25 protein-coding genes are annotated in these 24,557 nt (G+C 45.5%); 22 read left to right on the top strand and 3 right to left on the bottom strand.

The window, feature by feature from the left end:
* The 3 genes from HMPREF1139_RS07640 to HMPREF1139_RS07630 are packed head-to-tail and all read left to right on the top strand — an operon-like array spanning window position 1 to window position 2,238.
* A complete protein-coding gene (locus HMPREF1139_RS07640; protein ID WP_009650792.1) occupies window positions 1–1,251 on the top strand; it encodes an adenylosuccinate synthase in 1,251 nt (416 codons plus the stop codon).
* The gene (locus HMPREF1139_RS07635) at window positions 1,248–1,679 is read left to right on the top strand and encodes a flagellar export protein FliJ (RefSeq protein WP_009650832.1); all 432 of its coding nucleotides are present in this window, start codon (window positions 1,248–1,250) and stop codon (window positions 1,677–1,679) included. The genes HMPREF1139_RS07640 and HMPREF1139_RS07635 overlap by 4 nt, the downstream gene beginning before the upstream one ends.
* Window positions 1,672–2,238: a MotE family protein gene (locus HMPREF1139_RS07630; RefSeq protein WP_009650858.1), complete on the top strand. Its 567-nt coding sequence runs from the start codon at window positions 1,672–1,674 to the stop codon at window positions 2,236–2,238. The genes HMPREF1139_RS07635 and HMPREF1139_RS07630 overlap by 8 nt, the downstream gene beginning before the upstream one ends.
* Here the strand turns inward: HMPREF1139_RS07630 and HMPREF1139_RS07625 are convergent, their stop codons facing one another.
* Window positions 2,239–3,144, bottom strand: a complete 906-nt coding sequence (locus HMPREF1139_RS07625) for a LysR family transcriptional regulator (protein ID WP_009650901.1) — start codon at window positions 3,142–3,144, stop codon at window positions 2,239–2,241.
* Between the two features lie 125 nt (window positions 3,145–3,269).
* Here HMPREF1139_RS07625 and HMPREF1139_RS07620 point away from each other — a divergent pair, with 125 nt between their 5' ends.
* Together HMPREF1139_RS07620 and HMPREF1139_RS07615 are read left to right on the top strand one after the other, a co-directional pair.
* Complete coding sequence (locus tag HMPREF1139_RS07620; protein ID WP_009650854.1) at window positions 3,270–4,796, top strand: flavocytochrome c; 1,527 nt, start codon at window positions 3,270–3,272, stop codon at window positions 4,794–4,796.
* Window positions 4,797–5,005: 209 nt separating this feature from the next.
* Entirely contained in the window at window positions 5,006–6,562 is a 1,557-nt protein-coding gene (locus HMPREF1139_RS07615; protein ID WP_009650884.1) for a flavocytochrome c, read from the top strand.
* Window positions 6,563–6,585: 23 nt separating this feature from the next.
* Here HMPREF1139_RS07615 and HMPREF1139_RS07610 read toward each other — a convergent pair whose 3' ends face one another.
* Both HMPREF1139_RS07610 and surE read right to left on the bottom strand, forming a co-directional pair.
* Window positions 6,586–7,245 (bottom strand): tRNA threonylcarbamoyladenosine dehydratase, encoded by a 660-nt coding sequence (locus HMPREF1139_RS07610; RefSeq protein ID WP_009650788.1) that lies wholly within the window; start codon window positions 7,243–7,245, stop codon window positions 6,586–6,588.
* Window positions 7,242–8,012, bottom strand: coding sequence for a 5'/3'-nucleotidase SurE (surE, locus tag HMPREF1139_RS07605; protein WP_009650911.1), 771 nt, complete (start codon window positions 8,010–8,012; stop codon window positions 7,242–7,244). Before surE ends, HMPREF1139_RS07610 begins: the two co-directional genes overlap by 4 nt.
* 371 nt (window positions 8,013–8,383) lie before the next feature.
* Between surE and HMPREF1139_RS07600 the strand changes: the two genes are divergently transcribed.
* The 17 genes from HMPREF1139_RS07600 to hisC all read left to right on the top strand — a co-directional run bounded on the left by HMPREF1139_RS07600 (window position 8,384) and on the right by hisC (window position 24,553).
* Entirely contained in the window at window positions 8,384–8,899 is a 516-nt protein-coding gene (locus HMPREF1139_RS07600) for a thioredoxin family protein (protein ID WP_009650777.1), read from the top strand.
* Window positions 8,899–9,942 (top strand): lipid-A-disaccharide synthase, encoded by a 1,044-nt coding sequence (lpxB, locus tag HMPREF1139_RS07595; RefSeq protein ID WP_009650905.1) that lies wholly within the window; start codon window positions 8,899–8,901, stop codon window positions 9,940–9,942. The genes HMPREF1139_RS07600 and lpxB overlap by 1 nt, the downstream gene beginning before the upstream one ends.
* A 3-nt stretch (window positions 9,943–9,945) precedes the next feature.
* Window positions 9,946–10,434, top strand: coding sequence for a transcription elongation factor GreA (gene greA / locus HMPREF1139_RS07590; RefSeq protein ID WP_009650940.1), 489 nt, complete (start codon window positions 9,946–9,948; stop codon window positions 10,432–10,434).
* A 1-nt stretch (window position 10,435) separates the two neighbouring features.
* Window positions 10,436–11,446, top strand: coding sequence for an N-acetyl-gamma-glutamyl-phosphate reductase (gene argC, locus HMPREF1139_RS07585; protein WP_009650927.1), 1,011 nt, complete (start codon window positions 10,436–10,438; stop codon window positions 11,444–11,446).
* 8 nt (window positions 11,447–11,454) lie between these two features.
* Window positions 11,455–12,216 carry a UDP-2,3-diacylglucosamine diphosphatase gene (locus HMPREF1139_RS07580; RefSeq protein WP_009650958.1) on the top strand — a complete coding sequence of 254 codons (762 nt, stop codon included), beginning with the start codon at window positions 11,455–11,457 and terminating at the stop codon, window positions 12,214–12,216.
* The gene (locus tag HMPREF1139_RS07575; RefSeq protein WP_009650808.1) at window positions 12,216–13,169 is read left to right on the top strand and encodes a chemotaxis protein; all 954 of its coding nucleotides are present in this window, start codon (window positions 12,216–12,218) and stop codon (window positions 13,167–13,169) included. The genes HMPREF1139_RS07580 and HMPREF1139_RS07575 overlap by 1 nt, the downstream gene beginning before the upstream one ends.
* Window positions 13,170–13,178: 9 nt before the next feature.
* Window positions 13,179–15,536, top strand: coding sequence for a hybrid sensor histidine kinase/response regulator (locus tag HMPREF1139_RS07570; protein ID WP_009650824.1), 2,358 nt, complete (start codon window positions 13,179–13,181; stop codon window positions 15,534–15,536).
* Window positions 15,537–15,545: 9 nt separating this feature from the next.
* Window positions 15,546–16,043 carry a chemotaxis protein CheW gene (locus HMPREF1139_RS07565; RefSeq protein WP_009650897.1) on the top strand — a complete coding sequence of 166 codons (498 nt, stop codon included), beginning with the start codon at window positions 15,546–15,548 and terminating at the stop codon, window positions 16,041–16,043.
* Window positions 16,044–16,052: 9 nt separating this feature from the next.
* Window positions 16,053–16,679, top strand: a complete 627-nt coding sequence (gene serB / locus HMPREF1139_RS07560; protein ID WP_009650866.1) for a phosphoserine phosphatase SerB — start codon at window positions 16,053–16,055, stop codon at window positions 16,677–16,679.
* 4 nt (window positions 16,680–16,683) lie between these two features.
* On the top strand, window positions 16,684–17,682 hold the full coding sequence (locus HMPREF1139_RS07555) for a transaldolase (RefSeq protein ID WP_009650796.1): 999 nt from the start codon (window positions 16,684–16,686) through the stop codon (window positions 17,680–17,682).
* On the top strand, window positions 17,679–18,887 hold the full coding sequence (locus HMPREF1139_RS07550; protein WP_009650929.1) for a type IV pilus twitching motility protein PilT: 1,209 nt from the start codon (window positions 17,679–17,681) through the stop codon (window positions 18,885–18,887). Before HMPREF1139_RS07555 ends, HMPREF1139_RS07550 begins: the two co-directional genes overlap by 4 nt.
* 65 nt (window positions 18,888–18,952) lie before the next feature.
* Complete coding sequence (locus tag HMPREF1139_RS07545) at window positions 18,953–19,489, top strand: 50S ribosomal protein L25/general stress protein Ctc (RefSeq protein ID WP_009650836.1); 537 nt, start codon at window positions 18,953–18,955, stop codon at window positions 19,487–19,489.
* 10 nt (window positions 19,490–19,499) lie between these two features.
* The gene (pth, locus tag HMPREF1139_RS07540; protein ID WP_009650877.1) at window positions 19,500–20,045 is read left to right on the top strand and encodes an aminoacyl-tRNA hydrolase; all 546 of its coding nucleotides are present in this window, start codon (window positions 19,500–19,502) and stop codon (window positions 20,043–20,045) included.
* Window positions 20,042–21,112, top strand: coding sequence for an LptF/LptG family permease (locus HMPREF1139_RS07535; protein WP_009650809.1), 1,071 nt, complete (start codon window positions 20,042–20,044; stop codon window positions 21,110–21,112). Before pth ends, HMPREF1139_RS07535 begins: the two co-directional genes overlap by 4 nt.
* 56 nt (window positions 21,113–21,168) lie before the next feature.
* Complete coding sequence (lysA, locus tag HMPREF1139_RS07530) at window positions 21,169–22,368, top strand: diaminopimelate decarboxylase (protein ID WP_009650951.1); 1,200 nt, start codon at window positions 21,169–21,171, stop codon at window positions 22,366–22,368.
* Window positions 22,369–22,376: 8 nt separating this feature from the next.
* Window positions 22,377–23,456 (top strand): prephenate dehydratase, encoded by a 1,080-nt coding sequence (gene pheA, locus HMPREF1139_RS07525; protein ID WP_009650891.1) that lies wholly within the window; start codon window positions 22,377–22,379, stop codon window positions 23,454–23,456.
* The gene (gene hisC / locus HMPREF1139_RS07520) at window positions 23,456–24,553 is read left to right on the top strand and encodes a histidinol-phosphate transaminase (RefSeq protein ID WP_009650783.1); all 1,098 of its coding nucleotides are present in this window, start codon (window positions 23,456–23,458) and stop codon (window positions 24,551–24,553) included. Before pheA ends, hisC begins: the two co-directional genes overlap by 1 nt.
* Window positions 24,554–24,557 lie beyond the last annotated feature (4 nt).

The raw sequence follows: 24,557 nt of genomic DNA, 5'->3' as shown, positions 1-24,557 counted from the left end.
ATGAGGAAAGCGGATTTAGTAGTAGGCGTTCAATGGGGCGATGAAGGCAAGGGCAAGATAGTCGATATGCTGGGGCTTAACTACGATATGATCTGTCGTTCGCAAGGCGGTCATAACGCGGGTCATACGATATGGGTCGATGGCGTGAGATATGCTATGCACCTCATACCAAGCGGAATTTTACACAAAAATATCGTAAACGTCATCGGTAACGGCGTCGTCGTCAGTCCTGATGTTTTGATAGACGAGATGGCGCAGTTTGACCATCTTGAGGGCAGATTTTATATAAGCGACAGGGCGCATTTGAATTTGACTCATCACGGCTTGATAGATCAGGCCAAAGAGCGTCTAAAAGGCGATAAAGCCATCGGAACTACGGGCAAAGGCATAGGGCCTACGTATGCGGATAAAATAAGTCGCAGCGGTCATAGAGTGGGCGAACTGCTCGAGCCAGAGAGGCTTTGCGAGGCCTTGATGAGCGACTTTGAGATGAACAAAAGCCTATTTAACGCACTTGGAGTGAAAATTCCAAAACGTGACGAGCTTTTAGAGGAGCTAAAGCGATATAAAGAGGCGCTGGCTCCTTATATCACGAACACCACAAGACTTGTTTGGAAGGCGCTTGACGATGGTAAGAAAGTGCTGCTAGAAGGCGCTCAAGGCACGTTGCTTGACATCGATCACGGCACATATCCATACGTCACCAGCTCAAATACCATAAGTGCCGGCGCTTGCACCGGGCTTGGACTAAACCCAAAAGAGATGGGCGAAGTCATCGGTGTCATCAAAGCCTATACGACTCGCGTGGGTTTTGGGCCGTTCCCTACCGAGGATAAGGGTAGCGACGGAGATAAAATGTGTGAGGTCGGTAAAGAATTTGGCACTACGACAGGTAGGCGCAGGAGATGCGGCTGGTTTGACGCAGTCAGCGTAAAATACGCCTCAAGACTCGATGCGGTCGATAAATACGCGCTAATGAAGCTTGACGTGCTAGACGGCTTTGAGGTGGTTAAAATTTGCAAAGCCTATCAATACAACGGCGAGACGATAGACTACGTCCCGACCGATCTTGAAAACGTCACTCCGATCTACGAGGATCTCGAGGGCTGGGATAGTGTCAAAGGCGTGACAAGGTATGACGACCTGCCAAAAAATGCCAAACGCTACATAGAGCGCATCGAAGAGCTAACGGGCGTAAAGGTGGGACTGATATCGACAAGCCCTGAAAGAAGTGATACCATCATTAGATGAAGAGCAAATTTTCCAGTGTCGTCCGCGTCAAAAAGCAGATGATGGACAAGATCGAAGTGAGACTCGTCGCGGCTCGCCTAAATGTGCGAAGGCTGGAGGCTAGCCTCAAGGCGGTTCGAGGCAAGCTAGATGAGTTTGATCTGCCAAAAAGCGGCAATGCAAACGATCTAAAAGGGGATTTGGAGCTTTTAAAGATCATGCGAGATGAGCTTGCTTCATATAAAGAGCAGCTCGAGCTTGCCAAAAAAGAGGTGGCTCACTTCGAGCACCAGTATAAAAACGCGAATTTAGAGTATGAAAAGATGAAATATCTGGAAAAAGAGGACTTTAAGCGTGAGATAAAGCGTATCGAAAGAGCCGAGTCCTTGGCGCTTGATGAGTTTGCGATCATAAAATTCGCCACTAAAGATAAGGCCGTAGATGCGTAGAGTGCTTGCATTTTTGCTCGTTTTAAATTTTGCTTTTGCATATGATGTTCCGGTTGATTGCACGCAAATTTTTGAAGCAAGGAAAGATGAAATTTTAAAAGAGCTCGAAGTCATCGATGAGCAGCGCCAAGCACTAGAAGCGTTTCGTGCCAGCGCGCAAGCAGCCTACGAAGAGGGGCTAAAAAAGCTCGCTCAAAAAGAAGCCGACATAAACGCGACCATGAAAACGCTGGAGCAAAAGCGTAAAGAGATAGACGATCAAGTGGCTAAAAACGATAAAATTTTGACCCAGCTTCGCACGATGACGACCGATAAAGTCAATGAGTCCTACTCTAAAATGAAAGATCAAGCCGCCGCGGACGTGCTCTCGCAGATGAGCCGTGCACAGGCTGCTAGCATAATGTATGCGCTAGAGCCAAAGAAAATTTCGACCGTAATGGCAAAAATGGATCCTAAAACTGCCTCCGAGATCACGACTTTGCTGACTAAAGGACCACCATTTAACGACGATAGCGAGCCTAGTATAGATACACCGGCTGGTAGCCTCAATATACGCTGATCACCCCTTTTGCAGGGCGATATCTAAAAATTCTTTCTCGATACGCGAAAGCTTTTTGTCTTTTTTATACGCCAGTACGAGCGTTCTTTTAAGCAGTGGTTCATCGATATCAAAAGTAATTATGTCGGCTTTTCTGCTTTCTTTTATTGATTGAGGTAACATGAAAGATATGCCGATATTTGAGGCTATCATGTCGCTTGTAATGTCTAGCGTGTCACTCTCGCAAAAAATATTTGGTAAAAAGTCAAAATTCTTAAAAATTTCATTATATGTTGGACAGGTTTTATGTACCTGATTTGGTATTATAAATTTTTCGTTTCTTAAATTCGTTATAGAAATTTTCTTGTTTTTATCTATTAAAGTTTTGAAATTTTGTACGAGCGGGTGTGATTTAGACATCGCCAAAACCATGTTTTGCTCTTTTATAGCCTTATATTTAAGTCCGTCTAAATTTGTCGGCAAAACTAAAAATCCGATATCGATATCGCCATCAAGTAACATCTTTTTGACTTCTAATGTCGAATTTACTTGTTTTATTTTGATATTTGCACTTAGAAATTTTTTATAAATTTTGGGCAAAATATCCGACATTAGAGCGTAAGCGAACTGAGAAATGCCTATATTGATGCTATTTATCGTTTTTATATTGGAATATTTATTTAATTGAGTCATCAAATCGTTATAAATTTCAAGTATGGATTTCGTTTTTTTATAATACATCTCTCCTGCATCGGTAAGGCTTATAGGAGACTGTGAACGATTAAATAATGTCACACCAAGCTGCTTTTCTAAACTTAAAATGCTTTTGCTAAGTGTCGGCTGAGAAATTTTAAGCTTTCTTGCAGCCTTTGTAAAGCTCTTTTCCTCGGCTACTTTTATCACTATTTGCATTTGTTTAAAATTCATTTTTTATCCTTTCGTGCATCATAGCTAAAAAGCTATCAAGATATGATAAATTCGCATTTGACATAAAGTAAAATTTGAATTATTATCCATGTAAATTTATCTTTTTATATCTTAAAGGAGTAGTCATGTCAAGTATCTCTAGGAGAAATTTCGTCAAAATGAGTGTGGCTGGTGCGGGTATGCTTGCATTAAGCGGGCTAGATACACAAGCGGCATTAAATCAAAAAGACGTCAAATTTGATGAAGAATTCGACGTTGTTATTGTTGGCTCCGGTTTTGCAGGGCTTGCTGCGGCAATATCGGCCGCTAAGAGAGGTAAAAACGTATTAGTGGTCGAAAAAATGGGGCGAGTCGGTGGCAACTCTGTAATAAATGGTGGCCAAATCGCTGTGCATAATAACGATCTTCAAAAACGTGATGGGATTAAAGATAGTAAAGAGCTATTCGTGAAAGATATTTTAAGTGCCGGCAAGGTAAACCATCCCTCTCTTGTAAACGTTTTAGTCGATAGAGATATGGATACTTTTAAATTTGCCGTAGAAAATGGAGCTAAATTTTCGGATAAGCTTTATTTTGCGGGAGGACATAGTGTGGCAAGGTCGTATCATACCGAAAATGAAAGTGGTTCTGGTATCATACAGCCTTTTGCAAATGTCATAAAAGATATGCCAAACGCACAGATAAGAACCAGAACTAAATTTGATAAATTTATTATCGATGAAAGTGGCAAGATCATAGGCGTAGCCATAAGAGAAAATTATAAATTCGATGCCAAACTTTTCCACGACGATACGCAAAATTTAGAAGGAGACAAGAAATTTATAAAAGTAAAAAACGGTGTTATCCTAGCAAGTGGTGGATTTTCAAATGATAAAATTTTTAGGCAAGTTCAAAATCCTGCGATAGTGCCGACTACCGATAGCACAAATCACCCGGGATCTAGCGCAGGAGCGATGATAGAAGGGTTTAAGTTGGGAGCTATGCCGATTTTGGTAGGTCAAATTTTATATAGCCATGTAAAATGTCCCGATGAAAAAGGTAATGGCATAGGAAGCCCGTTTGCTTCGGGTTGCTTTACTTATGGTATGTCGGTAAATGCAAAAACGGGCAAGCGATATGTAAATGAGCTTGCCTCAAGAAGGATCGTTAGCGAAGCGATGTTTAATGTGATAGGTAGCGATGAAAATTATCCTATACACATAATGGATAGTGATGGTGCAGCTATGCTAAAAGATGGCGTTTTAGAAAGAACTATGCAAAGTGGTATCGTAAAGAAATTCGATACGCTTGAAGCTTTGGCGAAAAATTATAAGATTGAAGTTCAGCCATTTTTGAATGAGGTTGAGAGGTATAATAGTTTTGTAAAAAGCGGCAAAGATGATGACTTTAAAAAACCAATAGAGATAACAAAAGGTATTACGATAACCAAGCCGCCATTTTACGCTATGCGCGGCACTCCTAAGCTTCACAGCACGATGGGCGGGCTAACGATCAATGAAAAAGCTCAAGTTCTAGGTTTTGATAATAAACCTATAGATGGTCTTTATGCAGCTGGTGAAGTCACAGGTGGAGTTTGGGGACTTAGCAGACTCGGAAATATCGGCACGCTAAGCTGCCTAGCCTTTGGTATGATAGCTGGAGAAAATATATAACAAGAGGCGTAAATCGCCTCTTGATAATTAACCGTCCAAACAATAAAACATACTGATCATCCCTTTTGCAGGGCGATATCTAAAAATTCTTTCTCGATACGCGAAAGCTTTTTGTCTTTTTTATACGCGATAAATTTAAACCGTTTTTAACATTTGAGTGCTAGACTTAGCTTTAAATTTGATACAAATTTTCTCATAAGGAGCGGATTATGAAACGAAGCGATGTTTCAAGGCGTGATGTGCTAAAGATGAGCCTCGTAGGTGCCGGTGCGCTAGCACTTGGCAGCGTGCAGGCCGGAGCGATGCAGAGTGCAAAGGACGTGAAATTCGACGAAGAATACGATGTCATCGTCATAGGCTCGGGCTTTGCAGGTTCGATGGCGACGCTTCAGGCTTTAAAGCGCGGCTTAAAAGTGCTGATGGTCGAGAAAATGGGGCGTGCAGGCGGAAATTCCGTCATCAACGCTGGAAATATGTGCGTGCCAAACAGCGAATTTCAAAAAGCCGCAGGCATAAAGGATAGCAAAGAGGTCTTCATCGCCGACTGCCTAAAAGACGGGCTAAATTTAAACCATGTCGATTTGCTGGGCGTGATTTATGAGCGCGCCAACGACGCTTTTGAATACCTAAAAAGTATCGGCGTCGAATTTTCGGGCAAGGTGATCTCCTCCAGCGGTCACTCGCTAAAGCGCGCCGTGCAGGCCAAAAACTCCAGCGGCTCGGGCTACATCCAGCCGATGCACAAGCTGATAGAAGAAAACGCGAACGCGACCGTGAAAAAGCGAACGAAATTTGACGATTTCATCGTGGATGACAGCGGCCGTGTCGTAGGCATTGTCGCGAGGGAAAACTATAAATTCGAAAATAACGCGGCAAGTGACGATAAGGAAAACAAAAGCGGCGATGTAAAGCGCTTCGGTGCGAAAAAGGGCGTCATTTTAGCCGCCGGCGGATACAGCTCGGATAAGTGGTTTCGCGCGCAGCAAGTGCCTTATCTAAAGACAAACATCGACACCGTGAGCCAGCCCGGAGCCACCGCAGGAGCGCTCATAGCCGCTATGAAGCTTGGTGCAAATCCCTTGCAGCTTAGCTGGATACAGCTAAATCCCTACACCAACCCGACAGAAAAGGGCTTTGGTACATCGGCACTCTTTACGAACCACTGCAGCAACGACTATGGACTAAGCGTCGATGCGAAAACAGGCAAGCGCTTCATGAACGAGCACGCAGGGCGCAAGATCAAATGCGACGCGATATTTAAAGTAATGGCAGAAAGCGAGAAAAACGACAACTATCCCGTAAACATCTGCGATCAAGCCGCAGTCGATATAAACAGCCCCGCCTATACCTCAAAAGGCGTAGAGGCGGGCTCGATAAAGAAATTTGACACGCTCGAAGAGCTCGCCAAAGCCTACAACATCCCGGTCGAGCCGTTTTTAAAGACCGTCAAGGACTTCAACGAATACGTAAAAGCGGGCAAAGATCCGGAATTTGGCAAGCCGCTTAAAAAAGATGACGTGCAGGGCATCGATGTTTCAAAACCGCCGTTTTACGCCAGCCTAAGCACGCCAAAAATTCTATACTGCATGGGCGGCGTGGAGATAAACACCAAGGCGCAGGTCATCTCGGCAACTACGCAAGAGCCGATCGCGGGGCTTTACGCGGCGGGCGAGATCACCGGCGGCGTGCACGGAGCTAGCAGGCTTGGCACGATGAGTATGGCTGATTGTATGGTGTTTGGCATGGTCGCAGGGGAGAATATCTAAATTTAGTTTGGCTTGGGCCGGTCTCAAGCCAAATTTAAAATTTTCCTCACCGCAAGGCTGGCTAAATTTAGCCCGAAGCACGCAGTCACGCCCATGAAGCTGCCAAGCGGCTTACAAAGCGGCATTTCGGTCGAAAATACCACCTCAAAATCCCCCTTAAAGCCCGATCTTTTAAGCTCGTAGCGGTATTTCCTGGCGAGCGGATCGACCGAGGTCTTCCACACGCTAGCGACCTTGATCTTGGCAGGATCGATCCTCTTAGCCCCGCCCATCGAGGCTATGAATTTTGACGTATCTACGGCGTTTGCCAGCGCGATCTTTGCACTCATATCATCGATCGCATCGATGATTACGTCAAATTCATCAAAGCTGAATTTTGCTATGAATTCAGGCGTCATCAGCTCTTTTACGGCACGCACGCACTCATATCTTTTTGCAAATTCGCCGACCTTGACCGCACCTACGGCCTCGCTATAAATTTGACGATTTTGATTTGTTATGTCAAATACGTCTTTATCGATCGCCGTTATCTCGCCCACGCCGCTTCTAGCAAGCGCATCCAGGCACATACCGCCCACGCCGCCTACACCGCAAACTAGCACCTTTGCGCGTTTTAGTCTGTCAAAATTTTCATCGCCAAATAGCCAGCGCACGCGTGTGTATCTATCGATAGTCTCGTTCATTGAAAGCTCTTTTTTAAATTTTCCAGGCTCGCATGCGCCGTCATGTCAAGCTGTATAGGCGTGAGGCTGGCAAAGCCGTCGTTTATCACGCTGATGTCGCTTATCTGCCCCTCTTCGTAGTCAAGTGCGGCGTTGCCCAGCCAGTAATACTCGACTCCGCGCGGGTTGCGATTTAGCGTCGCGTGAGTGGCGTAGCAGCGACGACCGGCAGGCGCTACCTTGTATCCTTTGAAGTCTCTGGCCGCCACGGCCGGGATATTGACGTTTAAAAACTGCCTTTGCGGCAGGCAAATTTCACCCTCCAGTACGCGCGGAACGATAAATTTCACGATCTGGCAAGCTAAAGAAAAGCCAAGCTCTTCGATGGAGTTGTTTTTATAAAATTGCGAGAAAGCGATGCTCTTTATGCCCTGTAAAACGCCCTCCATCGCCGCTCCGCAAGTGCCCGAATAGGTGATGTCCTCGCCTAAATTTGCGCCGTGATTTATGCCCGAGATCACGAGATCGGGCTTTTTTTGATAGAGTGCGTGGAGTGCCAGATAGACGCAGTCGCTGGGCGTAGCGTCGTCAAGCTTGAAAAAGTTGTCGTCGATCTTGATGAAGCGAAGTGGCTTTGTGAGTGTGAGAGAGTGAGCGCAGGCTGATTTTTCGGAGCTTGGAGCGACTATCGTCACGTTTACGTCAGGGATCTGCCTTAGTGCATCGGCAAGCTCGTGAAGCCCCTTAGCCTCGAAGCCATCGTCGTTTGTGATTAAAATTTCTTTCAAATTCCGCCTTTAAATTTTTGGGGATTTTAGCACAGCTTTTGTTAGGTCTGGGTAAAACAAAGCAAAAACGTAGCTAGAGCTGATTTTTAGAATGCTTCTGCTACAATATTTCATTGATTTTCAGCGTTCGAAGCGAAGTCAAATCTTGTGAAGCGACGCTATCACCGCCGATTTTCAGAGAAGCCATAGGCTGAACGCGTTCTGCTTGCAGTTGCGAGTGCAAAGCACGAAGTAAAAAATCGTGCTATATGTTCGGTGCCTTGTGGAGCGAGCAGGGTTTACGAAGCGAGTGTCAATGATTTATTATAAAAGAGCCTTTAGAATTTAAAGAAAATTTGCGTATAATCTCGTGAAATATAACGGAGAGCTTTATGTTTAAAATTTTTAAAATTTTGCTTTTTTGTGCGGTCGTTTTTTGTGGCTGTGGCGGCGAGAAAAGCACGATGAACTACGATAGAAACGCTATCCCGCTTGATATCACGAGCGTGGATATGAAATACATAAAATCCAAAAAAATGCCCGCTATCTTGGACTTTGGCGCTGATGATTGCGAGTATTGCGTAAAGATGAGACCCACTTTAGAGCGACTGAACAAAGCGCTTCAGGGCAAGGCGATACTGCATTTTGCTGACATCGGCAAGAGACCGGGGCTGGCAAAAAATTTACCCGTCAAATTTATCCCTACGCAAATTTTTATAAATGCCGACGGCTCGGCGTTTGAGCCTAGTGAAATTTTGGAGCGTTCTTTAAATTTACAAAAGATCTACGCTAAAAACGACCCCTCAAAGCATCTTTACACCATCCACGAGGGCGAGCTAAAACAAGAGGATCTGCTCGATATACTCGCTCAAATGGGCGTCAAGGTGAGCTCAAGCGAGGATCTTTGATGAGAAAAATTTTAGTTTGCGCCCTTGAGCCCTCGGCAAATTTACACCTCAAAGAGATACTTGCAAATTTCGACGAGCCTTACGAGCTAGTCGGTATCTTCAGCGAAAATTTAGGCTCGCCATATATGAAAAGCAGCGAGTTTTCGGCGATGGGCTTTGTCGAGATTTTGCCTCTCATCTTTAAAGCCAAACGCGCGATGAAGCAAATGAAAGAGTTTGCCAAAGAGGTCGATGCGGTGCTGCTGATAGACAGCCCAGCCTTTAACCTGCCTCTAGCGCGCGCGATAAAGGAAGCCTGCATAAAAACGCCGATCACATACTACATCTTGCCGCAGGTTTGGGCGTGGAAGCCTAAACGCGTAGCGGTCGTGCAGAGGTATTGCGATCATTTGGCTTCGATCTTGCCGTTTGATGCGAAATTTTACGACCGCGCAACATACGTGGGGCATCCGCTGCTTGATGAGATAAAGGTGAGAAAAACGGCGCTTGAGCGAAGCGGCAAGGTCGCGTTTTTGCCCGGCTCAAGAAAGTCCGAGATCACGCGGCTGATGCCTATTTACAAAGAGCTGGCAAGAGATATCGACGCTAAAAAGCTACTCGTCGTGCCGCCTTTTTTGCTAGGAAAGATAGACGAGCTTTATGGCGACGTGAGCGAGTTCGAGGTCGTTAGCGATACACCAAGCGCGCTTATTGAAAGCGACTTTGCTTTTATCTGCTCTGGGACGGCCACGCTTGAGGCCGCGCTTATCGGCACACCTTTTGTTTTGGCCTATAAAGCCAAGGCTATCGACGTTTTTATCGCGAGGAGATTTGTAAAGGTAAAGCATGCCGGGCTTGCCAACATCATGTTTGACTTTATGCAAAAGCCCGCCTTGCACGAGGAATTTATCCAAGAGGACGCGACCGCACGGAATTTACTGAGTGCCTATGAGCGTTGCGACAGGGCGAAATTTTTAATCGGCTGCGAGGAGCTGAGGGCGTATCTAGGCCATGGCAGTGCCAAAAACGTGGTCAAAATTTTAAAAAATCAAAATTTGGAGTGAAAAATGAACGAACCGATGACGATTTACGGATATGAAAAGATAGAAGCCGAGCTAAAGGACCTGCGCCAGGTGCAGCGCCCGCAGATCGTGATAGAGATAGATATCGCCAGAAGCCACGGCGATCTGAAAGAAAACGCCGAGTATCACGCGGCAAAAGAAAAACAAGCCTTCATAGATACGCGTATAGCCGAGCTTAGCACCCTGCTAGCAAATGCCGAAGTCATCGACCCAAGCAGCTACGAGCATGATCGCGTGCGCTTTGGCTCGAGCGTGACGATAATGGACGTAGAGACCGAGATAGAGCATACTTACACGATCGTAGGCATCTCTGAAAGCAACCTTGATCGCGGGCTGATCTCGATAAATTCGCCCCTTGCCAGACAGCTTTTAGGCAAGGCCGAGGGTGATGAGGTCGCGCTAAATTTACCAAACGGCAGGAGCGATGTAGAGGTCGTGGAAGTTTGCTACAAGCCTATAAATTTCGGAGACTAAGATGCGAGCTATCAACGTCGGTATAATCGGAGTCAGCGGCTATACGGGCTTTGAGCTTATCAGGCTGCTTTTAGCCCATCCAAATTTCAAGATGAGCTATCTAGCTGCCAGCAGCGAAGCTAAAATAGATGAAATTTTCCCGTCGTTAAGGGGCGTTTTGGACCTTGACGTGCATAGAGCCGACGCAAAAGAGGCCGCCAAGCGCTGCGAGGTGGTGTTTTTAGCCCTGCCTCATCAAGAGGCGATGAGATACGCCAAGCAGCTTTTGAGCCTTGGCGTGAAGGTAGTCGATTTATCGGCGGATTATCGTCTTAGCCGCGAGCTTTACGAGAAAAACTACTGCGAGCATTTGGACGTGCAGAATTTAGCCCGCGCCGTTTACGGGCTGGTGGAGCTAAACCGCGAGCGTATAAAGGGCGCAAACCTGGTCGCAAACCCGGGCTGCTACCCGACCGCTTCGATACTGGCGGTGTTGCCGTTTTTAAAATTCATAGATCTTGATTTTGGCGTCGTGATAGACGCAAAAAGCGGCGTGAGCGGAGCCGGTAAAAAACTAAGCGCGAGCAGCCATTTTGTGAGCGTCAATGAAAACGCGAACGCTTATAATCCGATAAACCACAGGCACGCCGACGAGATAAAATTTCATCTCTCAAACGCCGCTGGAAGCGATATCAGCACGCTTTTCGTGCCACATCTCTTGCCTATCACTAGAGGCATGCTAGTAAGCGCGTATGCAAGGCTCGTTAAAGACATCAAGCCGCTTGAGGTGCTGAGAGAATTTTACAAAAATGAGCGATTTATCCGCGTAAGAGACGAAGCCGTGCAGATAAAAAACGTGGCGGGAACGCATTTTTGCGATATCACAGCCTTTGCTCACGAGGGCAAAATTTTCATAAATTCAGCCATCGATAATCTACTAAGAGGCGCCAGCTCGCAAGCGATCGCAAATGCGAATTTGATGTGCGGGCTTGATGAAAATTTGGCGCTTCCTATGATCAGCCAGTTTTGTTAGGGGCGTATTTGGACGCAAAAAAGCAAAATTCACAAAGCGAGCATTGCATAAAAGAGGGCGCGGTATTCATCGCGGACGCTCATGAAAATTTAGGTGCAGGGCGGGACGGCTTTTTAGAGTTTTTGCGCGCGGTCGATGAGGGGTGCATCATCGCTTCGCAGCTTTTTTTGATGGGCGATATGTTTGACTTTCTTTGCGGCTATGCGGACAATACGGTCAAAATTTACGCCGAGCATATCGCGCTTATAAATAAGATCGCGCAAAAGATCCAGGTGTTTTACATCGAGGGCAATCACGACTTTGGCCTCGCACCTATCTTTAAAAACGTGGAAATTTTCCCTATCCAAAAGCAGCCGGCAAATTTCAAGACACAAGATGAAAATAGCGTCGCTATCGCGCATGGAGATATCTTTTTGCCGCCCATAACCAAATATGCGCTGCTGTTTTTGAGGCTAAGATGGTTTTTGAAAATCATGAATTTCATCGATAGGATATGTAAATTTAAAATTTCAAATGCTATTTTAACCAAGCTTAAATTTAAAAAGCTTGACTATGAAATTTCAAATTTTTCGGGCTTCATAGCGCCAAAGATGCGCCATTACGAGGCTCGTATCGTGATAGAAGGACACTATCACCAAGGCAAAATTTTTAACATTAACAATAAATTTTATATAAATTTACCTGCTTTTGCATGCGACCGAAGTTTTTTTGTAGTAGAATACGCCAATGAAAAAATTCAATTTGCTCGAAAGAGTTTGAAAGGACATTGATGTTTGGAGACAGCGTATTGAAAACGGGCTCAAACGAGATGGAACTTGTCGATTTTCGTATCTTTAAAAAGACTGATAACAAAGTATATGAGGGAATATACGGTGTCAATGTCGCAAAGGTGCGCGAGATCATCAAGATGCCAAATCTCACTGAGCTTCCGGGCGTTCCGGAGTATATCGAGGGGATCTTCGATCTGCGCGGAGTCGTGATACCGGTTATAAACCTGGCTAGATGGATGAATATAACCGAGCCTACCGAGGGCGTCGTGATAAAACCTCGCGTGATAATCGCGGAATTCAGCGGAATTTTGATCGGCTTTATCGTGCACGAGGCAAAAAGGATCCGCAGGATCAACTGGGGCGATATCGAGCCTGCAAATTTCGCAGCCGGAGCCGGCGCACTCGATAAAGGCAAGATAACAGGCGTCACTCGTATAGAAAACGACGAAGTGCTGCTGATACTCGATCTTGAGAGCATCGTCGAGGAGCTTGGAATTTACTCTCCAAAGATCGATGTCGAGATAGACGAGGACAAAAAGATAAAAGGCATAGCGCTCGTGCTAGATGACAGCTCAACAGCTAGAAAGCTCGTAAAAGACGCGCTTGAAAAGATGGGGCTGACCGTAGTCGAGGCTAAAAACGGAGTCGAGGGCTTGGAGCGCTTGGATGAGCTTTATCAAAGATTTGGCGAAAATATCTCGCAAGAGCTTCGCGTCATACTAAGCGATATCGAGATGCCGCAAATGGACGGATATCGCTTTGCCGCAAACGTTAAAGACGATGAGAGGTTCAAAGATATCCCGATCGTCTTTAACTCGTCGCTAAGTAACGAATTTAGCGAGATGAAGAGCAAAGAGGCCGGCGGTGCGGCATATCTTACTAAATTTGATGCAAGCGTATTTTATCAAGAGGTGCTCAAAGTCATAGAAGCACACTCCAAATCTGCGAAATAGAGGTGAAACATGGATGATATGAAAGAAATAATGGAAGACTTCTTGATAGAAGCTTTCGAACTTATTGAGCAGATAGATCACGATCTCGTCGAGCTTGAGGCCAACCCTGAAGACCTCGAGCTTTTAAATAGAATTTTCCGCGTGGCTCACACGGTAAAAGGTAGCTCATCGTTCTTGAATTTCGACGTTTTGACCGAGCTTACACACCATATGGAGGACGTGCTCAACAAAGCTAGAAAAGAAGAGCTCAAGATGACGCCTGATGTCATGGACGTGGTGCTTGAGTCTGTCGATATGATGAAGGGATTGTTACATAGTATCCGAGATCATGGTAACGACACTGATGCCGGCATAGATATCAAAAATATATGCGCCCGTTTGACGCAAATTTCAGAGGGCGAAGCACCGTCTGCTGCCGAGCCTAGCGCTCCTGTCACGCCGTCCGAGCCAGCGCCGGCACCTGAGGAGCCGGCTCAAGCGACGACTGAAGAGCATCACGATATCGACGATGCTGATCTCTCAAAGCTTAGCGACGATGAGGTCGAGGCCGAGATAGAGCGTCTTTTAAAAGTCAGAAAGGCCGAGGATCAAGCACGCCGCGCATCTAAAGCAGGAGGCGCAAAACCTGCGGCTACCGCAGAAAGCGCAGCGCCAAAACCGACTCCTGCGCCAGCACCTAAGGCCGCACCTGCGTCAAAAGAAAAAGACGCCGATAAAAAAGTGCCTGCAGTCAGCGGCGGTGCGATAGCTCAAGAGCAAACCATCCGCGTCGAGGTCAAACGCCTCGATCACTTGATGAATCTCATCGGCGAGCTGGTCCTTGGTAAAAACAGGCTGCTTAAAATTTATGATGATGTCGAGGAGCGCTACGAGGGCGAGAAATTCTTAGAGGAGCTAAACCAAGTGGTCTCCAGCCTAAGCCTCGTGACTACCGACATCCAGCTTGCGGTCATGAAGACCAGGATGCTTCCGATCGCCAAGGTGTTTAATAAATTCCCGCGTATGATAAGGGATCTTAGCCGCGAGCTTGGCAAGCAGATCGACCTTGAAATTTCAGGTGAAGAGACCGAGCTTGACAAGTCTATCGTCGAAGAGATCGGCGATCCGCTGGTGCATATCATCAGAAATTCATGCGATCACGGCATCGAAGATCCTGAGACTAGAAAAGCCGCCGGAAAGAGCGAGAAGGGCACAGTTCAGCTAAAAGCCTATAACGAGGGCAACCATATCGTAGTCGAGATCGTCGATGACGGTAAAGGACTTGACGCTGATATGCTCAAAGCAAAATCTATCGAAAAAGGCATCATCACCGAGCGTGAAGCCGATGCGATGAGTGAGAAAGAGGCGTTTGGACTCATATTTAAGCCGGGCTTTTCTACGGCAGCCAAGGTCACGAACGTTTCTGGACGCGGCGTAGGTATGGACGTCGTCAAGACTAATATCGAAAAACTAAACGGAATCATCGATATCGAGAGCGAGGTCGGTAAAGGCACGGTGATGAAGCTTAAAATTCCTCTCACGCTCGCGATCATACAGTCATTGCTCGTGGGAACTCAGGAAGAATTTTACGCTATCCCGCTTGCTAGTGTGCTTGAGACGGTTCGTGTGCCGATCGATGATATCTATACGATCGACGGTAAAAACGTCCTTCGCTTGCGAGACGAGGTGCTTTCGCTCGTGCGCCTTTCAGATGTATTTGGCGTTAGCAAGGTCTTTGACGGCGGGGATCAAACCTATGTCGTCATCATCGGTGTCGCCGAGGCTAAACTTGGTATCATCGTAGATACGCTCGTAGGTCAAGAAGAGATCGTAATCAAGTCGATGGGAGATTATCTACAAAACATCCCCGGCATAGCGGGCGCTACGATCAGAGGCGACGGACGAGTCACTCTCATCATCGACGTTGGCGCTATGATGGAGATGGCTAAGGATATCAAAGTAAATATCAGAGCTGAGATGGACGAGGCGTCAAAGGTCAAAGAAAAACCGAGCGATTACAAAGTGCTCATCGTAGATGACTCAAAAATGGATAGAAGTATCATGCAAAAGGCTCTAGAGCCGACCGGAGTGACCGTAGTCGAGGCGACAAACGGCGTCGAGGCGCTTAACATCATAAAATCCGGCGAGCATGCTTTCGATGCGGTGCTCATAGACATCGAGATGCCAAGGATGGACGGCTACACGCTAGCAGGTGAAATTCGCAAGTATTCAAAATACCGCACGTTGCCACTAATAGCCGTTACTTCAAGGACGTCAAAGACGGATAGGCTTCGCGGCGTAGAGGTAGGCATGACCGAGTATATAACCAAACCTTATTCGGCCGAGTATCTTGAAAATGTCGTTAGAAAAAATATAAAATTAGGTTAGAGGTGAGCTATGAATGATAAATTAAGCCAAGTTCTAAGTAAGCAAAAGGAGCAAATAAGCGGCCCCGAGACGAAAAACAGCGATGATATAGTTCAGCTCGTAGGCTTTGTCGTAGGTGAAGAAGAGTATGCTATACCGATCTTAAATATCCAGGAGATAATAAAACCCATAGAATTTACACGCGTTCCTAGCGTGCCTGATTACGTTCTTGGCGTATTCAACTTACGCGGAAACGTCATCCCTCTTATAGATCTGCGTAAACGCTTTTCGCTGAATGTCACGAAGCAAAGTGCCAGCACGCGATATATCGTGATGAAAGACGAGGACAACATCGCGGGCTTTGTGATAGACCGCCTAACGGAGGCCATCAGGATAAACAGAAACAGGATCGATCCGCCACCAGAAACCTTAGTAAAAGATAAAGGCATGATATACGGCATCGGTAAGCGCGATCAAAATATCCTTACTATCTTGAAAGTAGAAAGCCTTTTAAAGCGTGATTTTTAGGGCTAAATTTTGATAAAGCTTTGCGTCTTTGACTTTGACTCGACGATAATGGACGGTGAGACGATAGATAGTCTCGCCGGCGCTTACGGTGTGGGTGATGAGGTATCAAAGATAACCAAAAGAGCGATGGCGGGCGAGCTTGATTTTTTCGAGAGCTTGAGTGAACGAGTCTCTTTTTTAAAAGGCATGCCCCTTGCCATGGCACGTGAAATTTGCGAAAATTTACCGCCGATGAACGGAGCGGCGCAGCTTATAGCCGAGCTAAAAAGCAAAAATATCAGAGTCGTTATTTTTAGCGGCGGTTTTCATTTAGCTACGGATGCGATGCAAAAAAAGCTAGGCTTTGACGAGAGCTTTGCAAATATCTTGCACCATAAAGATGGCGTCCTAAGCGGCCTTGTCGGGGGCGAGATGATGTTTGGCAGCTCAAAGGGCGATATGCTAAAACGCGTGCAAAATTTACTAAATTTTAGCCCGAGTGAGACGATGTGTGTCGGAGACGGTGCGAACGATATCTCTATGTTTGAGCGCTCAGACCTGAAAATAGCCTTTTGTGCGAAAGAAATTTTAAAAAGAGCCGCGACTCACTGCGTCGATGTAAAAGATTTACGAGAAATTTTAAAATTTGTAAGGTAAAGATATGTATGACAAAGATGTGAAATTTTCGCTTTGGTGCGATTTTATCGAACGAGAATTTATTGACGGCGAGTTTTTGAGACTACTTGCAAACGGCGTCATAAACGGTGCGACCAGCAACCCGGCTATATTTAAAGCGGTCTTTTCGACCTCTAAAGCGTATAAAGACGTCATCCTCACAAGTGGCAAGCGTCATCCTAAGGATATGTATGAAATTTTAGCCACGCAAGATATAAAAATGGCAGCTTGCAGGCTACTTAAAAATTTTGCCGACGATGACGACGGCTTTGTCAGTATCGAGGTCGATCCGAATTTAAGCGGCGATACGACAGGCACGATAGAAGAGGGCGTGAGGCTTTATAGTCTGATAAGCATGCCAAACGTGATGATAAAAATCCCAGCCACCAAAGAGGGCTTTGAGGCGATGAGCGCGCTGATAGCTAGAGGCATAAGCGTGAATGCGACGCTTGTTTTCTCACCAGAGCAGGCTAAATCTTGTCTTGACGCCTTTGAAGCGGGTACTAAAATTTATGAAAAACGCTTTATTGGCACGACCTTGCCAAAAGGCTTGATAAGCGTGTTCGTTAGTCGCTTTGATAGGCTCCTTGATGAAAAAATGGCTCAAAACAGCCTTCCTACAGCACAAATAGGCATAATGAACGCGGCAAATATCTATCGTATCATCGAGGATAGAGCCCTAAATAACGTAAGGACGCTTTTTGCAAGCACCGGAGTAAAGGGCGGTACGCTAAGAGCCGATCACTACGTAAGAGAGCTGATGTATAAAAACTGCATAAATACCACTCCGATCGATACCATAAGAGAATTTATAAAAGAAAAAGCCACCCCTAAAGAAGCTCCCGGTAAAGAAAATATCGCAAGCTTTTTTGAAGTGGTAAAAAATACCGGTATCGATATGAACGCGGTTTATAAAGAGCTTTTAAACGACGGGCTAAAGCAGTTTGTCACAGCATTTGACGATATCATGAAAACACTGCAATGAACGCGCAACCTGCTGAGATCAATATAAACGAGCTTGACTTCAAGCTCCGTGATAAGCTAAATGTATATTTGCAGCGCCTCATAGACAATGGAGGTAGCGATCTGCACGTTAAGTCCGGTAGCTTCATACGCGGGCGGTTTAACGGTGAGATCGTCACGATGAGCGATGAAATTTTGAGTAAAGAGGACGGCCTGACGCTTGCAAAGGAGCTGCTTAGGACAAATTTTAAAGACCTGGTGGCAAACAGGAACGTCGATTTTACCTACAAGCTAAATGAAAACTACCGTTTTCGTGCGAATATGTTTTTTCAGATGGACGGAGTCTCGGCGGTTTTTAGGGTCATCCCGGCTAGAATTCCACAGATTAAAGAGCTACACCTTCCAAGGGTGATAGAAAAAATTTGCGATAACGCAAACAGAGGCATCATCTTAGTCACAGGGCCTACCGGAAGCGGCAAGACAACGACGCTTGCCAGCATGATAAATCGCATAAACAAGACCCAAAAGCGCCACATAATCACGATAGAAGATCCGATAGAATACGTCTACAACGACGAGCAAAGCATAATCAATCAGCGCTCCATCGGGCAAGACGCGCTAAATTTCTCAGACGCCCTGCGAGCCTCGTTAAGAGAGGATCCTGATATCATATTAGTAGGCGAGATGCGTGATCTTGAGACGATAGAGACTGCGATGCATGCGGCTGAGACCGGACACCTCGTGCTCTCTACGTTACATACGCTAGATGCTAAAGAGAGCGTGAATAGGATAGTTAGCATGTTTGGTAAGAGCGATCAGCACCGTGTAAAGGTGATGCTGGCTTCTGTTTTAGACGCTATCATCTCTCAGCGTTTGGTGCGAACCACGAATAACACTAGACGCCCTGCAGTTGAGGTGCTCATAAACAACGCCCGCATAAAAGAGATCATCACCGAAGGCAAGAGCGATGATATCTATACGGCGATCGCAGAGAGTAAGAACACTTACGGCATGCAAACTTTCGATCAGCATTTATTGGAGCTTTACGAAAGCGACACTATCAGTGCTGCGGAGGCTTTGGAAAAGGCTACGAAACGAAGCGATCTTGAGATCAAGATCAAAAATGTGAATTTAGCCAGAGAAGAGAGCGCTCAGGCTCAAAATAGCAAAAATCCGTTTGCCAAAAGCATACAAAGAGACGTGATCGCGCTAAAAGAGATAGATTGAAGCTTTATCTGAAATTTATAAAGTTTTAGCTACAATCAGCCTCTATTTTTTACGAAAGGACAACGATGTTAGAAGGTATCGTTAGAGAGAGTATCGGTAAGAAGTCTGCAAAGGCTTTGAGAAGAGATGGTTATCTAATCGCGAACATTTACGGTAAGGGGTTAGAGAATGTTGCAGCGGCTTTTAAAGTCAACGACTTTATAAAAGAGGCTCGCAAGAAAGAGACCCTTGCGTTTGACGTAAAGGTTGGCGGCAAAGTTTATAACGTCGTCATCGTTGATTATCAAAGAGACGTCGTCACAAATGACCTTAAACACGTCGATCTAAAAGTGGCGCTTCCTGGCGTTTTATCAAAATATATGATCCCTGTAAATCCTATCGGTACGCCTGTCGGCCTTAAAAATAAGGGTGTTTTGATCCAGTCAAAAAGAAGGCTTTGCGTAAAATGCACTGCTGAAAATTTACCAAATTCATTCGACATAGATGTCAGCAAGCTTGATGTTGACGATACTATTTTGGTTCGCGATATAACAGCACCTGCCGGCGTCAGCATAGTAGATGCCGATCGTGTCGCTGTTCTTGGGGTCATAAAAGCTAAGTAAAAGGGCTTAGATGACGCTTATAGTGGGATTGGGAAATCCCACCTCAAAATACGAAAACACACGCCATAATATAGGCTTCATGCTTATAGATGCGCTTAAAAATTCAAATTTCACCGATGTTAGCTCCTCTAAATTTCAAGGCGAGCTTTTTAAATATTCAAATTTACTCCTGCTAAAGCCGACTACTTTTATGAATTTAAGTGGCAATAGCGTCAAAGCCGTGAATGATTTTTATAAACCCGAGCGCATTATCGTTATACATGACGATCTGGATCTGCCTTTTGGTGCGATGAAATTTAAAAAGGGTGGTAGTAGTGGCGGGCACAACGGTATAAGATCCATCGATACTTTAATAGGAAACGACTACGAGCGCGTTCGTATCGGCATCGGACGAAGCGGCAATGCAGCAAATTTCGTGCTTGGCGAATTTAGCCCTGAGGAAAAAGAGCATTTGGCTGAAATTTTAGAGTACGGCACACAAGCTGTAAATGAGCTCATAAAAAGCGATATCGAAAGCGTAGCTCAAAAATTTACTATCAAAAAGGGCGTTTTGTGAAGCTAAACCTCTACGCAAGATACGTTGGCTGGGTCTATCTAAAGTCGTTTTTGATAGTATTTTTCGCGCTCGAGCTCTTTTACGTAGGCATTGATCTTTTGACAAATTTAAAAGACCTGCCAAATTCCGCCAACCTTCAGCTACTTTACGTAGGCCTCACATTACTTTCTGCAGTATCTTACGTCATGCCTATCTCGCTTGTGTTCGCCCTCATCATCTCACATATAAACATGGTGCGATCAAACGAGCTCGTGAGCTTTTATGCGCTGGGGGTCAGTAAAAACGGGCTCATCTTGCCGCCATTTTTCATCGCCCTTGCCGTCACGTTTTTGTATGTCGGGCTAAACTGCACGCCGTTTGCATACGCTTATGATTATCAAAAAAGTATCGCCAAGAATACGAGCTTTTCAAAGAGCACGACGGACTCTTTTTTGAAATTTGAGGGCAAATTCATATACATAAAAGAGCTCAGCGCCTCGCAAAAAAATGCAAAAGACGTCAGGATATTTGACATAAACGGCACCGATCTTTTATCGACCACTTTTGCGGACGGGGCTAAATTTAAAAATAACCACTGGCAGCTGCAAGATGTGAATCAAACTCTGCTTCCAAAGGATCTGCGTCTAGGGCAGAAAGGGCTTAGCGTGCAAAATTTTGACGAGCTCGACGCGCTTAGCGGCTTTAAGCCAAAAAGCATCGAAAGCGCGAACGCCGCTGACGGCGCAAGATTTAGCATACCAGATACGCTTGATTTTATCTTTACGTTTAAAAACGAGGGCGTCGAGCTTGATAGCGTAAAATCAGCCTTTTACAGCCTTGCTATCGCGCCGTTTTTCGCGCCGTTTTTGATACTCGTACTTTACTATCATCTGCCTATGACCGGACGATTTTTCAACCTCGCGTTCGCTAGCTTCATCTTTGTCGTCATCACGCTCGTGATCTGGGGGGTCTTGTTCGTTTTGACCAGATTTGCGCAAAGCTCGGTCATCTTGCCTGAATTTGGCATCGTTTTGCCTGTGATTTTGCTTTTTGCATACGGCATATATCTCTTAAAAACCCATCGTTAAGCCAAATTTTGGCATTTTTTTTGTAAAATCAAGCCATTTTAACAAAGGCTGTTTTTATGGATTTTAATGAGCTCGCTCGCGAATATGGCACCCCGCTTTACGTTTATGATTTCGACTACATAACAAACCGCTACAATATGCTAAAAGACGCATTTTCAGCTAGAAAATCCCTGATCTGCTATGCCGTTAAGGCAAATTCGAATTTAAGCGTTTTAAAGCTCTTAGCATCTCTTGGGGCGGGATTTGATTGTGTCAGTATCGGCGAGGTCAGGCGAGCGCTCTTAGCCGGAGCTAAAAAATATCAGATTATCCTAAGCGGTGTAGGTAAACGCGACGATGAGCTAGAAGAAGCGCTAAAAAGCGATATCTTGATGATAAATTTAGAGAGCGAGGCCGAGATGTATCGCCTCGAAGATATCACAAAAAAGCTAAATTTAAAGGCTCGTATAAGTATCCGCGTAAATCCTGACGTAGACGCCAAAACTCATCCTTATATCTCGACAGGACTAAATGAAAATAAATTTGGCGTCGATATAAGCACCGCGAAAAAAATGTATATCCATGCAAAAAATTCCGCCGCTCTCGAGCCCGTGGGAGTGCATTTTCACATCGGCTCGCAGCTAACAAATATCGAGCCTATCATCGAGGCTGCAGGCATCGTGAGTGAGCTTATGCGCGAGCTAAAAGCGCTTGAGATAGATATAAAATTCTTTGATGTGGGTGGCGGTATAGGCATCATCTATCAAAACGAGACCGACATCAGCCTATACGACTACGCACAAGGGATCTTAGCCAAGCTTGGCGGCCAGGACGTTACGATAGTCTGCGAGCCAGGACGCTTCATCGTGGGAAACGCCGGATATTTCCTAACTAGCGTTTTATATGAGAAATTCAACAAACAAAAGCGCTTCATCATCGTAGACGGAGCGATGAACGATCTCATACGTCCAAGCCTATACGGCGCCTATCATGGTATAAGCGTCGTGGGTAAAAACACTAGTGCGGGGGCTTGCGACGTGGTCGGACCTATCTGCGAGAGCGGCGATTTTTTCGCTAAAAATTTAAATTTGCCCGCTTGCGAGAGCGGCGATATCATCGTTATAAAAAGTGCCGGAGCTTACGGATTTAGCATGAGTTCAAACTACAACTCTCGTGCACGCGCAGCCGAAGTCGCGGTGCAGGACAAAGCTCACAGGCTGATTAGAAAGCGCGAAAATTTCGAGGATATAATCGCGCTTGAAAAAGAATTCATATAAGGGCGAAAATGCAAGAGCTTAACGACTTGCGAAAGCAAATTGACGTGATCGACGATCTTATCTTGACGAAGCTAAATGAAAGAATGGAATTCGTCAAAAAGATAGGCAAGCTAAAACAAACCAGTGGTGCGCCTATTTATAGGCCTGAGCGCGAGCGAGCCATCATAAGCCGCCTCGTAAACGAGAGCAAGGACGGCTCGCTTAATAAAGCCGCCATCGAGGCCATCTATCTCGAAATTTTTGCCGTCAGCAGAAACCTAGAATCGCCTCAAAAGATAGCCTACTTGGGGCCGGAGGGCACATATACGCATCAGGCCGCGGAGAGTAGATTTGGTGCGATGAGCTCGTATCTGCCGCTGGCTACTATCGAGGCTGTATTTACGAAGCTCGTGCAAAAAGAAGCCAAATACGGCGTCGTGCCGATCGAGAACAACACCGAAGGCGCAGTAGGCACTACGCTTGATTGTCTGAGGAAATTTGAAGGCATCAAGATAGTCGCCGAGCTTTACCTCGATATCCACCATAGCTTCGTTAGCATCAGTGAAAATTTAAAGGATATAAAGCGCATATATTCGCATCCTCAAGGCTACAATCAATGCCGTAAATTTTTAGACGATCATATGCTTTCTGATATAGAATTCGTCCCTGCCAGATCTACCGCCGAGGCGGCGCATTTAGCCTCTATGCAGGCTGATTCGGCTGCGATATGCTCTAAGATCGCGGCTAAAATTCACAACGTGCCTATCCTTTACGAGACGATCGAGGATAATATGGCCAACAGGACGCGGTTTTTCATCCTAAGCGACTTTAAAAACGCAAGGAGCGAAAACTCAAAGACCTCGATCCTGGCAAAGACCGATCATAAGCCGGGCAGTCTCGTGGATCTGCTGCAAATTTTCAAAAACGAAAACATAAACATAACAAAGCTTGAGTCTCGCCCTATCAAGCAGCGAGAGTTCAAGTCCGTGTTTTATCTGGATTTTGAGGGACATATCGATGACGAGAGGGTGCGAAACGCCTTTGAGGCGATAAAAGAGTGCGGTGCTGAAGTGACTTGGCTTGGAAGTTATCTAAACGGAGATGAGTGATGAAATTTAATGAAAATTTAGCCGGACTTGTGAATTACGAGGCGGGCAAGCCTATCGAGCTTGTCGTTAGAGAATTTGGCATAGAGGCCAAAGACGTGATCAAGCTTGCCAGCAACGAAAACCCTTTTGGTACCAGCCCGCACGTAGTAGAGGCGATAAAAAGCGCAGCCTCAAACGCGTTTTTGTATCCTGATGACAGCTATTTCGAGCTAAAAGAGGCGCTTGGGGCTAAATTTGGCGTGGGCGCTAAAAATATAATAATCGGCTCGGGAAGCGACCAGATAATAGAATTTTGCCTGCACGCCAAGGCAAACCCCAAAAGCGCCGTCTTGATGGCTGGCGTGACCTTTGCGATGTATGAAATTTACGCCAAGCAAGTGGGCGCTAAAATTTACCGCACGAGGTCGCAAGAGCATGATCTGGCTGAATTTTTAGAAATTTACGAGGCGCATAAAGATGAAATTTCGGTAATATTTTTATGCCTGCCAAACAACCCTCTTGGCGAGTGTCTGGATACAAAAGAGGTGTATGAGTTTTTAAAGTGTATCGATGAGGACGTGCTTGTCGTGCTTGACTGCGCGTATAATGAATTCGCAAAATTCAAAGACGCTAGAAAAGGCATCGAGCCAAGTGAAATTTTAAAATTTAAAAACGTGATCTACCTCGGAACGTTTTCAAAGGCTTACGGGCTTGGCGGCATGCGCGTAGGATACGGCATCGCCAAGGAGAGCATCATAAGCGAGCTTGGCAAGCTTAGAGCGCCTTTTAATATCACGACCCTTAGCCTAAAGGCTGCGATCGAAGCGCTAAAAGATGAGGAATTCGTCACTAAAACGCTTGAAAACAATCTCAAGCAAATGGCGCGCTACGAGGCCTTTGCACGCGAAGCCGATATAGAGTTCATCCCAAGCTATACGAATTTCATAACGTTTAAATTTGACAAACAAAGCGCGAGCGAAATTTCTCAAAACATGCTAAAAAAGGGTATAATTTTGAGGGATTTAAAAAGCTATAAACTAAATGCGTTTCGTATCACGATCGGTCAGTCGTGGCAAAACGATAGGGTTTTTGAAGAATTAAAGCAAAATTTAAAGTGAAGAT

Origin of the sequence: Campylobacter sp. FOBRC14, assembly GCF_000287855.1 — a bacterium.
Taxonomy (GTDB): Bacteria; Campylobacterota; Campylobacteria; order Campylobacterales; family Campylobacteraceae; genus Campylobacter_A; species Campylobacter_A curvus.
Note: the sequence above shows the minus strand (reverse complement) of the source record. Positions and strands in the feature narration are given on the sequence as shown.

Bases quoted from the DNA above. Each gene is read 5' to 3' on its own strand.
- HMPREF1139_RS07565 (WP_009650897.1), top strand. From the start codon at position 15,546: ATGAATGATAAATTAAGCCAAGTTCTAAGTAAGCAAAAGGAGCAAATA.
- HMPREF1139_RS07600 (WP_009650777.1), top strand. From the start codon at position 8,384: ATGTTTAAAATTTTTAAAATTTTGCTTTTTTGTGCGGTCGTTTTTTGT.
- lysA (WP_009650951.1), top strand. From the start codon at position 21,169: ATGGATTTTAATGAGCTCGCTCGCGAATATGGCACCCCGCTTTACGTT.
- lpxB (WP_009650905.1), top strand. From the start codon at position 8,899: ATGAGAAAAATTTTAGTTTGCGCCCTTGAGCCCTCGGCAAATTTACAC.
- HMPREF1139_RS07620 (WP_009650854.1), top strand. From the start codon at position 3,270: ATGTCAAGTATCTCTAGGAGAAATTTCGTCAAAATGAGTGTGGCTGGT.
- HMPREF1139_RS07640 (WP_009650792.1), top strand. From the start codon at position 1: ATGAGGAAAGCGGATTTAGTAGTAGGCGTTCAATGGGGCGATGAAGGC.
- HMPREF1139_RS07630 (WP_009650858.1), top strand. From the start codon at position 1,672: ATGCGTAGAGTGCTTGCATTTTTGCTCGTTTTAAATTTTGCTTTTGCA.
- HMPREF1139_RS07555 (WP_009650796.1), top strand. From the start codon at position 16,684: ATGTATGACAAAGATGTGAAATTTTCGCTTTGGTGCGATTTTATCGAA.
- HMPREF1139_RS07625 (WP_009650901.1), bottom strand. From the start codon at position 3,144: ATGAATTTTAAACAAATGCAAATAGTGATAAAAGTAGCCGAGGAAAAG.
- HMPREF1139_RS07545 (WP_009650836.1), top strand. From the start codon at position 18,953: ATGTTAGAAGGTATCGTTAGAGAGAGTATCGGTAAGAAGTCTGCAAAG.
- argC (WP_009650927.1), top strand. From the start codon at position 10,436: ATGCGAGCTATCAACGTCGGTATAATCGGAGTCAGCGGCTATACGGGC.
- HMPREF1139_RS07610 (WP_009650788.1), bottom strand. From the start codon at position 7,245: ATGAACGAGACTATCGATAGATACACACGCGTGCGCTGGCTATTTGGC.
- HMPREF1139_RS07570 (WP_009650824.1), top strand. From the start codon at position 13,179: ATGGATGATATGAAAGAAATAATGGAAGACTTCTTGATAGAAGCTTTC.
- greA (WP_009650940.1), top strand. From the start codon at position 9,946: ATGAACGAACCGATGACGATTTACGGATATGAAAAGATAGAAGCCGAG.
- pth (WP_009650877.1), top strand. From the start codon at position 19,500: ATGACGCTTATAGTGGGATTGGGAAATCCCACCTCAAAATACGAAAAC.
- HMPREF1139_RS07550 (WP_009650929.1), top strand. From the start codon at position 17,679: ATGAACGCGCAACCTGCTGAGATCAATATAAACGAGCTTGACTTCAAG.
- HMPREF1139_RS07635 (WP_009650832.1), top strand. From the start codon at position 1,248: ATGAAGAGCAAATTTTCCAGTGTCGTCCGCGTCAAAAAGCAGATGATG.
- HMPREF1139_RS07615 (WP_009650884.1), top strand. From the start codon at position 5,006: ATGAAACGAAGCGATGTTTCAAGGCGTGATGTGCTAAAGATGAGCCTC.
- hisC (WP_009650783.1), top strand. From the start codon at position 23,456: ATGAAATTTAATGAAAATTTAGCCGGACTTGTGAATTACGAGGCGGGC.
- HMPREF1139_RS07575 (WP_009650808.1), top strand. From the start codon at position 12,216: ATGTTTGGAGACAGCGTATTGAAAACGGGCTCAAACGAGATGGAACTT.
- pheA (WP_009650891.1), top strand. From the start codon at position 22,377: ATGCAAGAGCTTAACGACTTGCGAAAGCAAATTGACGTGATCGACGAT.